The 13,540-nt window shown below is 53.6% G+C and carries 9 protein-coding genes; 3 read left to right on the top strand and 6 right to left on the bottom strand.

Annotated features, from left to right (window positions below; genetic code table 11):
- Positions 1-73: 73 nt before the first annotated feature.
- Together KIS77_15370 and KIS77_15365 are read right to left on the bottom strand one after the other, a co-directional pair.
- Positions 74-1,294, bottom strand: a complete 1,221-nt coding sequence (locus tag KIS77_15370; GenBank protein MCW5923724.1) for an ABC transporter permease — start codon at positions 1,292-1,294, stop codon at positions 74-76.
- Between the two features lie 25 nt (positions 1,295-1,319).
- Positions 1,320-2,720, bottom strand: coding sequence for a phosphoglucomutase/phosphomannomutase family protein (locus KIS77_15365; protein ID MCW5923723.1), 1,401 nt, complete (start codon positions 2,718-2,720; stop codon positions 1,320-1,322).
- A gap of 396 nt (positions 2,721-3,116) precedes the next feature.
- On the opposite strand from KIS77_15365, the gene KIS77_15360 reads away from it, so the two are divergent.
- A complete protein-coding gene (locus KIS77_15360; protein MCW5923722.1) occupies positions 3,117-3,728 on the top strand; it encodes a protein-L-isoaspartate(D-aspartate) O-methyltransferase in 612 nt (203 codons plus the stop codon).
- Positions 3,729-3,869: 141 nt separating this feature from the next.
- Here KIS77_15360 and KIS77_15355 read toward each other — a convergent pair whose 3' ends face one another.
- A complete protein-coding gene (locus KIS77_15355) occupies positions 3,870-4,814 on the bottom strand; it encodes a LysR family transcriptional regulator (protein MCW5923721.1) in 945 nt (314 codons plus the stop codon).
- A gap of 161 nt (positions 4,815-4,975) precedes the next feature.
- Here KIS77_15355 and katG point away from each other — a divergent pair, with 161 nt between their 5' ends.
- Positions 4,976-7,183: a catalase/peroxidase HPI gene (gene katG / locus KIS77_15350; protein ID MCW5923720.1), complete on the top strand. Its 2,208-nt coding sequence runs from the start codon at positions 4,976-4,978 to the stop codon at positions 7,181-7,183.
- Positions 7,184-7,631: 448 nt separating this feature from the next.
- Here katG and KIS77_15345 read toward each other — a convergent pair whose 3' ends face one another.
- A complete protein-coding gene (locus KIS77_15345; GenBank protein ID MCW5923719.1) occupies positions 7,632-8,312 on the bottom strand; it encodes a zinc metallopeptidase in 681 nt (226 codons plus the stop codon).
- Between the two features lie 387 nt (positions 8,313-8,699).
- Entirely contained in the window at positions 8,700-9,980 is a 1,281-nt protein-coding gene (gene serS / locus KIS77_15340) for a serine--tRNA ligase (GenBank protein ID MCW5923718.1), read from the bottom strand.
- Between the two features lie 549 nt (positions 9,981-10,529).
- On the opposite strand from serS, the gene rho reads away from it, so the two are divergent.
- Positions 10,530-12,467, top strand: a complete 1,938-nt coding sequence (gene rho / locus KIS77_15335) for a transcription termination factor Rho (GenBank protein ID MCW5923717.1) — start codon at positions 10,530-10,532, stop codon at positions 12,465-12,467.
- A 234-nt stretch (positions 12,468-12,701) separates the two neighbouring features.
- Here rho and KIS77_15330 read toward each other — a convergent pair whose 3' ends face one another.
- Positions 12,702-13,535 (bottom strand): TonB family protein, encoded by an 834-nt coding sequence (locus KIS77_15330; GenBank protein MCW5923716.1) that lies wholly within the window; start codon positions 13,533-13,535, stop codon positions 12,702-12,704.
- Between the last annotated feature and the right edge of the window lie 5 nt (positions 13,536-13,540).

Below are 13,540 nucleotides of genomic sequence, written 5' to 3'. Positions count from 1 at the left end.
CTCCGTGTCTCTGTGTTTTCTCATTGCCGTGACACAGTTTTGCGAACACGCTCTCCAACCCTCAAACCCTCCTTCATTCTTCCCTCAAATACGCTGGCACCCGTACCGCCCGCTGCGCTGGCGGCAACGCTGCCAATAAGCCGATACTGATAACGGTCAGGATGACGGGCACAAAATCGCCCATCCGCATGGCGATGGGGTAGCTCTGCACCAAGAACCCCTGTGGGATGCCGACCAATCCCCACGTCTTCTGCGCGAAGTAGAGCGCCAGCGCCAGCATCAACCCAATGCCCATGCCCAACAAGGTAAGCAGCAGCCCTTCGAGCAAAAAAATGCGATGCACCGTGTTGTCAGTAGCCCCCATGCTTTTGAGGATGGAAATGTCTTTTTGCTTGTCGAGGACAATCATCCACAGCGCCCCGATGGTATTGAACGCCATGAGCACCAGCATCAGGCTGGTGATTGCAAAGCCCATCCATTTTTCAAGTTGCATCACTTTGAAAAATGCCTCGTTTTGTTCGTACTCATCTCGCACCGTGAAGCTGTCGCCCAACACGGCTCGAATCTGTTTTTTGACTTCCGAAACTTTCGCGCCGGGCTTGCAGCGTATTTCCAACGACGACACCGTGCCCGGCGGCACGCCAAGCAAGTCGCGCATGAATGCGATATTCGTCAACACATACTGATTGTCAAAATCTTGTTGGATGGCAAAAGTGCCCATTGGGTACACAAAGCGTGTTTTGAAAGGCTTGTCGAGCACGCCGCCCGCCTCTTCCGTCGGCATATAGACCGTCATGGCCGAGAGCACATTGTGCACGTTGACGGAGAGTTTGTTGCGCACGCCCGCTCCCATCACGACGCAGTTGCGGTCTTCGACTTGCAAAATGTAGTCGCCTTCCCGCACGGTGGAGTCAATGTTGTTCACACGGGCGAATGACTCGTCCACACCTTTCAGCACCCCAAAATCCTGCGAGCCTTCGTATTCGAAGAACGCGATTTCCTCCAGCGTCTCGCTCAGGTACATCACCCCCGGCAAATCGCGCAGCTGCGTAAGCAGCAGGCTGTCGGCCTCGAAGGTTTTGCCTTTCGCGGCGGTCACTTTTATTTGAGGGTTGAAATGACCAAACAACCCTGCCAGCAAATCCTCGAAACCATTAAAAACGGACAATACCAGCACCAGCGCCGCCGTGCCAATGGCGACACCCAGCACCGAGATGCCAGTGATGATGTTGATGGCATTCGTGCTGCGTTTGGCGAACAGATAGCGCCGTGCGATGAGGAATGGAAAGGACAAGGTTTGAAGGTTGGAGGGTTAATAATCAGAGAATCGTCTCCTTAGCGGCATCCAGCATCTTGCGCGTTTCGGCCAACGACCCTGCTTGGGCATACACCCGCAGCACCGGCTCCGTGCCGGAAGCGCGTATCATGACCCATTTTTCGTCGCCAAAATGGAATTTCCAGCCGTCCAAATCTTCCACCTGCTGGATTTTGTAGGCACCAAAAGCCGTGTAAGCGCGGCTGTTGCATGCCTTTATGACGGCCTGCTTTTGAGCTTCCGTGATGTGCAAATCATCGCGGTCGAAGGCAAAAGCACCCACTTCCTTATACACTTCCTGCACCAGCCCCTTCACCGTTTTGCCGGTTTTGGCCATGAACTCAAGCACCAGCAACCCTACCCAGATGCCGTCGCGCTCCGGGATATGGCCTTTCACCGCCAAGCCGCCCGATTCCTCGCCACCCACCAGCACGTCTTCCTGAGTCATGATTTCGGCGATGTACTTGAATCCTACCTTCGTGATTTCGTAGGGGAGGCCGAATTTTTCAGCCATTTTTTTCAATTTGTCCGTGACGGAGAAGGTAAAAACCACCTTGCCGCGCAGGTTTTTGTATTTGTAGAGATAAAGCAAAAGAATGAGCAAGAGGTGGTGGCTGTCCACGAAGTTGCCGTCCTCGTCGTACATCCCGATGCGGTCGGCATCGCCGTCGTGCGCGATGCCCGCGATGATTTTCGGGTTTTTGCGCACCAGTTCGCTCAAGCCGAGCAGGTTGCGGTGGATGGGTTCGGGTGCTTGGCCGTGCATGCCCGGGTTCTCGTCGCAGTGCAAGCATATTGCGCGAGGCAGGAGTTTGCGCATCGCCCGTTGCCCTGCGCCGTACATGGCATCGTAGGCAAGTTTGCCGGGGTTTTGTTTGATGGCTCTTAGGTCAAAATTTTTCTTGACGTGGCGGATATACATCGTTTCCAAATCGGCATCCACGAACAGTTTTTTGGCTTTCAGTTCTTCGATGGTCGGTAGTTTGTCCAAAGAACAAACGTCTGGCAGCAGCGCTTCCACGGCTGCGATGTCCGACGGGATGGAAGGCCCGCCATAAGAAGCCTTGAGTTTGTAGCCATTGTAGGTGGGCGGGTTGTGGCTTGCGGTGATGACCACCCCAATGTCGGCTTTCAACTTGACCACTCCGAAACTAATCATCGGGGTGCTGACAAATCCGGTGGCGACGTGGCACTTTATGCCGTAGGCACCCAGCACCCGCGCCGTGGTGGCGACGAAAAGCGCCCCCCCGAAACGGCAATCGTGACCGATGACGGCCTTTTTCATCTTTCGCTGTTGCATGAAACGGGCGGTGGCCTCTGCCACGCGCTTCACGTTTTCCACGGTGTATTCGTCGGCGATGATAGCACGCCAACCATCGGTGCCGAATTTGATAGAAATAGCCATTCGTTTTGTAAGTTGTGAATGAAGAGTTGTAAGTTGTGCGAGATAGTTGTAGCCCAAGTGAGCGTCCAGAGTAGGGAGGCTCGTTCTGCGGCAAATATATTTGAAATCAGAAGTAGTTTTGCCCAATTTTATACCCTGCTTCACCTGAATTTGTTCAGTGGCTATGGTTGATATCCTTGATTTTGAACAGATTGCGCTTGTCGCTATGCTGAAAATCTGGCAGCGCGAGTTGTATTTCTCATCAAAATAAACGCCCAAACACCCAAGCCCCGGCTCCTTCGCGCTACCTTTGACCCTGCCGCCCCTGTTCTGCCAAAAGGCATTATCGTTCATCATCCCAACCATTCGTTGTTACCCTTGACTGACACCTATCGCCACAAAGGATTGCGCAAGCGCATGGTGGATGCCCTGCGCCGACGCGGCATCGCCGACGAGACCGTGCTGGCTGCCATGAATGCCGTGCCGCGCCACTTTTTCTTGGATAAAGCCTTCGAGGAACACGCCTACGAGGACAAGCCTTTCCCGATTGGACAAGAGCAGACCATATCGCAGCCGTTCACCGTGGCTTACCAAACGGCTCTGCTGCTCGTGAAGCCCGGCGACCGTGTGCTCGAGATCGGCACGGGTTCGGGCTACCAAGCGGCGATTCTGGCCGCTTTGGGGGGCAAGGTCTATACCGTGGAGCGGCAAGAGGCGCTTTATTTTAGTGCCAAAAAACTGTTGGCCGACATGGGCATCCGGGCGGTGAAATGTTACTTCCGCGATGGCACGAAAGGTTTGCCGGAGTTTGCGCCCTACGACAAAATCATCGTGACGGCGGGCGCGCCGGTAGTGCCCGACGCGTTGCGGCAGCAATTGGCCATAGGCGGCATTTTGGTCATCCCGGTGGGCGAAGATGTGCAGTATATGTACCGGTTAGAGCGCATCGGGGAGTCGGAGTTCAGGGAGGAAATGCTGGATGCGTTTCGGTTCGTGCCTTTTTTGGAAGGGGTGGCGAAAAAGCAGTGAGCATGGGGGGCGCGATTGCCCGCTCGGCCAAGCGCGGCGGCGAGCGTGGTGGATGCGTGGTGTGTTTGCAATTGAGGGTGTTTGCTCCGGCGAGTTTGTTTGTCTTGTGTGCGCGCCGGCGTGCTTACTGTGCCGATTGTATCAGATGCCGTATATTTCCAGAATCTGCTTTTTTTTATGCGAGTGCATTTCTGTCGGGATGCAGCCCTGTATCTCGTCTCTGAGCGCGTTGAGCATTTTTTCTTTCACAAAATAGCGAAAGCTTATCAAGCCGATTTTTCGGGCGGGGGCTGGTTCTTTGAAAAAACGGATGTTGTTTTTCTGCGACGGCGTTAGGTCGTGCATGGCCAAATAAGGCAACACCGTGATGCCCTCGTACATATCAACCACTTTTTTCAGGGTCTCGATGCTGGCCGCCGAGAGGTCGAACTGGTGTATGCTCCGCTCGCTGAGTTTGAGGGCGCAGAGGTTGATGACCTGATTGCGCATACAATGCCCCTCGTCGAGCAGCCAAAGTCGGCTGATGTCGAGCTCGTCGGGCAGCAGGTATTTCTTTTGCAATTGGGTGTCCAGTTTTGAGCAATAAACCACAAATTCTTCCTCAAAAAGGGTTTCCTCGACCAAGTTGGGGTCGTTAAGCGGGACGGCCAAAATGCCCGCGTCCAGTTGGGTTAGTTTGATTCTTTCGACGATTTCTTTGGTGGTGAGCTCGTTGATTTGCAGTTTTACTTTTGGATATTTGCTCAAAAATTTTTGCAAAAACAAAGGAATGAGGTACGGCGCGAGGGTAGGGATGATGCCAACCCTCAAAGTGCCGCTAATGGGCAAGGTTTCGTCTTCCACAATCTCTTTGAGTTTGGCGGCCTCTCTCACGACGATTCTTGCCTGCTCGATGATTTTTTGGCCGACGGGTGTCGGCGCGACGGGGTGCCTGCTTCGGTCAAATATCTTGACACCCAACTCCTCTTCGAGTTTTTGAACCATCATGCTTAAAGAGGCTTGCGTGACGTGGCAGCTTTGGGCGGCCTTCACGAAGTGGCGGTAAGTGTCAACCGCCACGATGTAGTGCATTTGTTGCAAATTCATGTTTAACAAGGGTTGCTGTCAATCGGTCTGGCTTTGCGCTATTAAAAGTCCGAGAGCGGCAAATATAGGCAAAGGCTATGGAGGCATAAAGAATATCAGTTTTTATGCTTCGCCTCGGCCTTGTACCTTTGGGTCATAAAATAAAACTAAAGCTTTACGATATGTCGAACACCACAAACGATGCTGCAAAATGCCCTTTCACTGGCGTTTCTTCCAAAAATGGAAAGGCATCCATAGGCACACACAACCGTGATTGGTGGCCCAATCGCTTGAATCTGAACATCCTCCGGCAAAATTCATCCCTATCCGACCCAATGGACAAGGATTTCAACTACCGTGAGTCGTTCAAGTCGCTGGACTACGAAGCATTGAAAAAAGACCTGCACGCGCTCATGACTGACTCGCAGGATTGGTGGCCAGCCGATTTCGGTCACTACGGCCCCCTGTTCATCCGCATGGCTTGGCACGCTGCCGGCACCTACCGTACCGCCGACGGGCGCGGAGGCGCGGGCAAGGGACTTCAACGCTTTGCTCCGCTCAACAGCTGGCCCGACAACGCCAACCTCGACAAAGCAAGACGCCTGCTTTGGCCTATCAAACAAAAATACGGCAGCAAAATCTCTTGGGCCGACCTCATGATTCTGGCAGGCAATGTGGCCTTGGAGTCTATGGGCTTCAAAACTTTCGGCTTTTCTGGAGGCCGCGAAGACGTGTGGGAGCCTGATGAGAGCATTTACTGGGGCGCTGAAAACGAATGGTTGGGCGACAAAAATCGCTACTCTGGCGAGCGCGACCTCGAAAACCCGCTCGCAGCGGTGCAAATGGGGCTTATCTACGTCAACCCCGAAGGCCCCGGCGGCAATCCCGACCCCATCGCAGCGGCAAGGGATATCCGGGAGACTTTTGGTCGCATGGCCATGAACGACGAGGAGACGGTGGCGCTCATCGCTGGTGGCCACACCTTCGGCAAATCGCACGGCGCGGGCGACCCAAGTCTCGTCGGCCCGGAGCCAGAAGCCGCCACCATCGAAGAACAAGGATTGGGCTGGACAAGCAAATATGGCTCAGGGAAAGGTGCCGACACCATCACGGGCGGCCCTGAGGTGACATGGACGAAGACCCCGCAGCGCTGGAGCCACGACTTTTTCCGCCATCTGTTCGAGTACGAATGGGAGCTGACCAAAGGTCCCGCAGGTGCCTATCATTGGGTGGCCAAAAATGCCGATGAGGTGATTCCCGATGCGCACATCCCCTCAAAAATGCACCGGCCTACCATGCTCACCACCGACCTCTCGCTGCGCTTTGACCCTATCTATGAAAAAATTTCGAGGCGCTTTTACGAGCATCCCGACGAGTTCGCCGATGCTTTCGCAAGGGCTTGGTTCAAACTGACCCACCGCGACATGGGGCCAATCGCCCGTTACATCGGCAAAGAAGTGCCCAAAGAAAACCTGATTTGGCAAGACCCCATCCCTGCGCTTGACCACAAATTGGTGGATGCGGCGGACATTGATGCCCTCAAACAAAGGGTGTTGGCTTCGGGGCTGTCGGTCGCTGAACTGGTCTCCACCGCTTGGGCATCGGCCTCTACCTACCGCGACTCCGACAAACGGGGTGGCGCCAATGGTGCCAGAATCCGCTTGGCACCGCAACGCTACTGGGCGGTCAACAACCCAACTCAACTGTCGAAAGTACTCGACGCACTCGGAAAAATCCAGCAAGATTTCAACGCCGCACAAACAGGTGGCAAAAAGATTTCGTTGGCCGACCTCATCGTGCTCGCAGGCTGCGCCGCTATCGAAAAAGCAGCAAAAAGCGCAGGCCACGACATCAAAGTGCCCTTTGCGCCCGGGCGCATGGATGCTTCGCAGGAACAGACCGATGTGGAATCGTTCTCCGTCATGGAGCCGTATGCCGATGGTTTCCGCAACTACCTGAAAGGAAGAACGGCGGTGCCAGCTGAACATCTGCTCGTGGACAGGGCGCAACTGCTCACCCTGACGGCACCTGAAATGACGGTGCTCGTCGGCGGCCTGCGCGTGCTGAAAACAAATTACAACAACAGCGAAAACGGCGTGCTCACGCATCGCCCAGAGGCTTTGACCAACGATTTCTTTGTCAACTTGCTTGATATGGGCACGGTGTGGCAAGCCACCGATGAAGGCAAGTACCATTACGAAGGGCGCGACCGCAAAACGGGCAACACCAAGTGGAAAGCCACGCGGGTGGACCTGATTTTTGGGTCAAACTCGGAGCTGAGGGCGTTGGCCGAGGTGTACGCAAGTGCTGATGCCGGCGAAAAATTCGTCAAGGACTTCGTGGCGGCTTGGAATAAGGTGATGAACCTTGACCGCTTCGATTTGCATTGATTTTTGAAAAGGGGATGGTTTTTAATGATAGGGCGACCTGGTGACAGGTCGCCTTTTTGTTGATTTTGAGCAAACATGAGTCATCCCGAATTTTGAAAAACAGATTTTGGCTCACTATTTTGCTAAAAATCAAGTCTTCCAATTGCCCCAACGGGGCTGAATATGAAGGAGGTTTTTGCCCATATTCCGCCCCGCTGGGGCAAAAATTCGGGATGCCCCATGTTTGATTTTGAACGTCATGAAAGTTCCTCAAAAGAAGAGGGGCAACGATTGGAGTACAAAATGAAAGGCAAAACTTTCGGCGCTACCCTGCTGGATAAGTCACCTCACATGGGAAAGTCATCATGCACCGATTTCCGCCGAGTCACAGTCAGTCGCAGGCAAAAAAAAATGGCTTGCCGCTCCGTGCGGCAAGCCATTTTGGACATATTTGATAGATGGTTGTGCTTTAATCCCTGCTGCCAAACAGCATCCAGAGCAAGTAAAGCAATTGCACCAAGGCGGCCAAAGCAGCGGATACATAGGTCAAGGCGGCCCAAGTGAGCGCGTCTTTCGCGCCCGCGTACTCCTGACCGCGTGCAAAGCCGGTTTGGTCGAGCCATGTCAGTGCCCGATTGCTGGCATCGAACTCCACTGGCAAGGTGATGAGGCTAAACAGCGTCGTGATGCCGAAAGCCGCGATGGCTATCATCAGCAGGATGGGGCTGTGGAAAATGCCCAACCCCGCAAAACCGAGCAAGAAAAGGTATTGCTGCAAACTGGCGGCGATATTGACCACTGGCACCAATGAGGAGCGCATTTGAAGGAAACTGTAAGCAGTGGCGTGTTGCACCGCGTGGCCACATTCGTGCGCGGCTACGGCTGCGGCAGCCACCGAGCGACCGTGATAGACATCTTCGCTGAGGTTGACGGTCTTATTTTGAGGGTTGTAGTGGTCGGTCAACTGGCCTTCGACATGGGTGATTTTTACGTCCATGATGCCGTAATGGTTGAGCATGGCCTGCGCTACTTGAGCACCACTCATGCCGTTGGAAAGCGGCACTTGGCTGTATTTTTTGAACTTGCTTTTCAGGACACCGCTAATGATGAAGCCGATGACCATGAAAACGATGCTTATGAGAATCAACATAACTGAGAGGTTTTGTGTGAACGATTTTGGTTTTAAACGTTTTGAACGCCCAAAAATAACGATTGTTCGACGAACGAGCAATCATTTGCGGCAAGTTTCATCAAAACCGATTTGGAGGGAAAAAGTTTGAGGGTTTGAAGGTTTGGGGGGGGCTGGTTTGAGGGTTTGAGAGCGTGTTCGCAAAACTGTGTCACGGCAACGAGAAAACACAGAGACACGGAGGCACAGCGTTTTGGTCTTCAATAACTTGCGCTCCTTTGAGTGCAGTGTTTGCCGTGTAAAAAAACATACAGGAAGGTTTGACATGATTTTCTGAAGATTTCCTGATTTTCCGAAATTCCCCTGAAATCTCTCGGTTTTTCTGTATTACCTCAAACCCTCAAATCTTCAAACAATCATCTTAACCCCCGTGTACTTCCAAAGCACTTTTGGGATGCGGATGCCTTCCGGTGTTTGATTGTTTTCCAGAATGGCCGCCACGATGCGTGCCAGAGCCAATGCCGAGCCGTTGAGGGTGTGCGCCAGCTCGATTTTGCCGTTTTCGTCGCGGAAGCGGAGTTTCATGCGATTGCTCTGGAAGGTCTCGAAGCAGGAGACAGAGCTGACCTCAAGCCAGCGTTGCTGGGCTGCCGACCACACCTCAAAGTCGTAAGTTTTGGCCGAGGCAAAGCCCATGTCGCCGCCACAGAGGAGCAGGATGCGGTATGGTAGTTCGAGTTTGTTCATCAATTTCTCGACGTGGCGCACCATGCCTTGCAGGGTCTTGTAAGAACGGTCGGGATGCTCTATTTGCACGATTTCCACTTTGTCAAATTGATGCACGCGGTTCAGCCCGCGCACATGGGCACCATAAGACCCGGCCTCCCGACGGAAGCAAGGGGTATAGGCGCACATTTTTAGCGGCAAGTCTTTCACCGCGACGATTTCATCGCGGAGGATGTTCGTCACAGGCACTTCAGCCGTGGGGATGAGGTAGAGGTTGTCAAGGTCGCATTTATACATTTGGGCCTCTTTGTCGGGCAATTGGCCAGTGCCGCGCGCGGTGTCTTCATTGACCAGATGGGGCGGCAGAATCTCCTCGTAGCCAGCTTTGGTCGCTTCATCGAGAAAAAATTGAATCAGCGCCCTTTGCAATTTGGCTCCCTTACCGCGATAGACAGGGAAGCCTGCCCCTGTGAGTTTCACACCCAGCTCAAGGTCGAACAAGTTGTATTTTTTTGCTAAATCCCAGTGCGGTAGCGCCTCTGGGGAGAGGGTGGGGAAGGGCTTGCCCCAATCTTTGGCCACCTTGTTGTCGTCAGGGGTTTTGCCTTTTGGCACACTTTTGTGTGGACAGTTGGGCACGGAGTAAAGCATGTCATCTAGTTGGTTTTTGAGGTTGTCCATGCGTTCTTCGAGTTCTTTGCTGCGGGTTTTGAGTGTGGCCACTTGTGCTTTCATGGTTTCGGCCTCGTCTTTTTTGCCTTGTCCCATAAGCGCGCCGATTTGTTTGGCCAAGCGATTGCTTTCGGCCAAGGTGTCGTCAAGTTCTTTTTGGGTGGCGCGGCGCTCGTCGTCGGTTTGGAGAATGTGGTCAATGACTTTGAGTTGTTTTGCCGACCAGTTGCGTTTGCGTAGGCCATTGACGATGCGTTGTTTTTCTTCGCGGATGACTTTTACTTGAAGCATTTTTTGTCGGAATGGGTTGTAGTGGTGACAGGTTGGGTTTTTGCAACAAATTTCCCCTTCCCTCGTTTACTGGTTGTTTTTTGCCGGAAAGGTTTGTGCGAGTGAGCGATAAGCACAGCTATTTTTTGTAAAAAATCGCGCCAAAAGCGCAAAAAAGCGGCGCAAGATAGTTTGAATTTCAAAACAGGCTTATCTTTGCCGCGTACTGTTCCGTTTTGGTGCTCGCCGCTGTCTGAATCATCCGACCATCTTCGCTATTGTTTCCCTTACAGTTCCGAAAGTTTGAAGTCGTCCGATTGGAGGCATTTTTGGAGATAGTGAGCGAATCGTGAGCCGACACTCAAATAACCACGCTGGTCACAAACTGACTTTCCGAAAATCAAGTCTTGCATAGTGAGCCGTCCCTCCGGTCGGTGCCTTTTCAGATTGTTTTACTCATTCAAATTTTTCATTCACGCACAATTTCCCACCCCGGCGCGTATTCGCCGAACGCCCTCTGTTGCGTTGTGCCGCGTCGTTTTTTAAAAAACATTTTCACCCACACCTGCCATGTACGACATTTTGCAGCTGACAGACAAGCTGGTACCCGAACTCAAAGAAATCGCTCAGCAACTGAGCATCAAGGGGTACAACAAACTAACCAAACAGGAACTCATTTACAAAATCCTCGACGAACAGGCGCTCGCTGAAAAAAACAATCAGGCAAAGGAAGTGCCCGTCGTGGACGAGCCAAACCCGCAGACAGGTCGCCGGGCACGCAAAGTCGTGAAAGCGCCAACGCCCGAAACTGCGAAACCGAAAGCCGAAACCCCAACCCCCGAAACAGCCAAGCCCGACAGCCGTATCGAGAGGCCGGAGCAGCCCAAGCCGGACGAGCGCCAACAACAGCGCAGCTCCGACCGCCGCGACCGCGATTTCCGTCGCGACCAGCCCAGTCGGAACACTCAACAGCAAGACCCGCGCCGCGATATGCGTCGTGATTGGGACGACCGCCGCTCTGACAGATTCCGCGACCGCGACGACCGTGACCGTGCGAGCCGGCAAGACCGCCTTCCAGAACGCTCCGAACGCCGCTCCGACCCGCGCCGGGATTGGGACGACCGCCGCAATCGTGACAACCGCGGCCGCGAACAACGCCCCGGCAACCCCAATCTGTATGACCCCGATGCCGCTCGCCTCAACAACATGGAGGAAGAAGAATTCGTGACACAAGTGGGGGAAGACGAGGAGGATGAAATGGTGATAGCTCGCAAAACAACGCCTCCCGGTGAGATGAACGAGGCACGCACCATTCAGCAGCGCCCCGAACCAGAACCCGCCGAGGTGATGCCGCCAGTGGTACATCGCGAAAAGTTCGATGTGGAGTTGGATGGCATCATAGAGGGGTTAGGCACCTTGGAGATGATGCCCGATGGATATGGTTTCTTGCGTTCACCCGATTACAATTACCAAACCAGCCCTGACGACATCTATGTGTCCCCTTCCCAAATCAAGTTGTTTGGTTTGCGCACGGGCGACACGGTACGGGGAGCCATCCGCCCGCCGAAAGAGGGCGAAAAGTATTTTGCCTTGCTACGAGTGAGCAAAATCAATGGCCTCGACCCCAAAGACGTGCGCGACCGCGTTCCGTTCGACTACCTCACGCCTTTGTTTCCCACGGCCAAATTCAACTTGCTTACCAGCACCACCGGGCGCGATTTCGGCAACCGCATCATTGACCTCTTCACACCTATTGGAAAGGGGCAGCGGGGCCTCATAGTGGCACAGCCCAAAACGGGTAAGACTTTTCTTCTGAAAGACATCGCCAACGCTATCACGAGGAATCACCCTGAGTGTTACGTCATCGTCTTGCTGATTGACGAGCGCCCCGAAGAGGTGACGGATATGCGTCGCAGCGTGAAAGCTGAAGTGGTGGCCTCCACCTTCGACGAGTTGGCCGAAAACCACGTCCGCCTCGCCAACATTGTGCTGGAAAAATCAAAGCGCATGGTGGAATGTGGGCACCATGTGGTCATACTGCTCGACTCCATCACCCGCATGGCTCGTGCTTACAACACCGTTGCCCCGGCATCGGGCAAGGTGCTTTCAGGTGGCGTGGAGGCGACTGCCTTGCAAAAACCCAAGAAGTTTTTTGGCGCCGCACGGGCTATTGAGAATGGTGGCTCGCTCACCATTTTGGCGACGGCCTTGATTGACACGGGCTCCAAAATGGACCAAGTTATCTTTGAAGAGTTCAAGGGTACGGGCAACATGGAACTGCAACTCGACCGCAACTTGGCCAATCGTCGCCTCTATCCGAGCATTGACCTTACCAAGTCCAGCACGCGCCGCGAAGAATTGCTGCTTGACAAGGATACGTTGCAACGGATGTTCATCCTTCGCAATCACCTTGCGGACATGAAACCAGAAGAGGCTATGGAGTTTATGAAGAAACAGATGATGCACTCAAGCAGCAACGAGGAGTTTTTGGAATCAATGAACCGTTGAGTTGAGGTTGATATACCTTGATTCGCTAGGATTTGTCAGATGAACATGATTGATGCCCCTGATTTTGAGCAGATTGCGATTGCATCTATGCCCAAAACTTGGCGGCGCGAGGTATACAAACAAAAGAAAGCGGCATCGCTCTGACTGAGGCGATGCCGCTTTTCATTTTTGTCGGAACATAAATCGCTGGCCGACCTTGGCACGCGACCCATGTTTGCTTGTTGGCACTTTTGACTACTCCAATCGGAAGCGCACTGGCAAGGTGAAACGCACTTTTACTGGGTTGCCATTCGCTTCGCCGGGAATCCATTTAGGCATGGACTCTACGACGCGCACAGCTTCCTTGCCGCATCCACCGCCGATGTCTTTGACGATTTGGACATCGCTGACTTGGCCGTTTCTGCCGACCACGAAAGTGAGTGCCACCGTGCCTTGAATGTTGTTTTCGCGGGCTAGCGGCGGGTACTTGATGTTTTCGCTCAAGTATTTGAGCAGTTCCTTTTCGCCGCCGGGGAAGCTTGGCGGCTTTTGGATGTCGAACATCTCATAAGTTTTGTCCTCCACCTTTTTAGGCTCTTCTACCACCTTGAGTTCCGACGGATTGGTCTCGATGGAAGGAGGTGCGTCGTCCGTGCCTTTTTTGGTCTCGGTACCGATGTCCTCTTTTTTCTCGAGGAGTTCCTCGACTGCCGGCGGTTTTTCATCCTGTACCTCTTCGTCTTTTTTGATGACGGGTGGCACGAACTTCACCGTCGAGCGAGTGGGCGGCGGCGGTGTGGGCGGCGGCGGCGGCGGCGGCGGCGGCGGATTGTTTGGGTCAATATCCGGCGGCGGGCCAAGTTCTGCTATGACATCTATGGGTTTTTCCGCTGGGGCGAGATTTCGCACGGCGCTCAAAATGGCCGGTAAGGCGAAAGCAAACCCGAGCAGGAGCAAACCTGCGACAAGCGCGCGCCCCAAGTATTTGGGGTAAGCGCGTCGGAGCTGATAAGCCCCGTAAGCCTTGTTGCGGTCGGCGAAGAGGATGTCCAGCACGTCCTGATATACTGCGCCTTTTTCTTCTGCCATTGTTC

The organism is Saprospiraceae bacterium (assembly GCA_026129545.1).
Taxonomy (GTDB): Bacteria; Bacteroidota; Bacteroidia; order Chitinophagales; family Saprospiraceae; genus M3007.
Note: the sequence above shows the minus strand (reverse complement) of the source record. Positions and strands in the feature narration are given on the sequence as shown.

Coding starts and splice junctions, on each gene's coding strand:
- KIS77_15365 (MCW5923723.1), bottom strand. CDS start 2,720: ATGGCTATTTCTATCAAATTCGGCACCGATGGTTGGCGTGCTATCATC.
- KIS77_15360 (MCW5923722.1), top strand. CDS start 3,117: ATGGTGGATGCCCTGCGCCGACGCGGCATCGCCGACGAGACCGTGCTG.
- KIS77_15355 (MCW5923721.1), bottom strand. CDS start 4,814: ATGAATTTGCAACAAATGCACTACATCGTGGCGGTTGACACTTACCGC.
- katG (MCW5923720.1), top strand. CDS start 4,976: ATGTCGAACACCACAAACGATGCTGCAAAATGCCCTTTCACTGGCGTT.
- KIS77_15345 (MCW5923719.1), bottom strand. CDS start 8,312: ATGTTGATTCTCATAAGCATCGTTTTCATGGTCATCGGCTTCATCATT.
- serS (MCW5923718.1), bottom strand. CDS start 9,980: ATGCTTCAAGTAAAAGTCATCCGCGAAGAAAAACAACGCATCGTCAAT.
- rho (MCW5923717.1), top strand. CDS start 10,530: ATGTACGACATTTTGCAGCTGACAGACAAGCTGGTACCCGAACTCAAA.
- KIS77_15330 (MCW5923716.1), bottom strand. CDS start 13,535: ATGGCAGAAGAAAAAGGCGCAGTATATCAGGACGTGCTGGACATCCTC.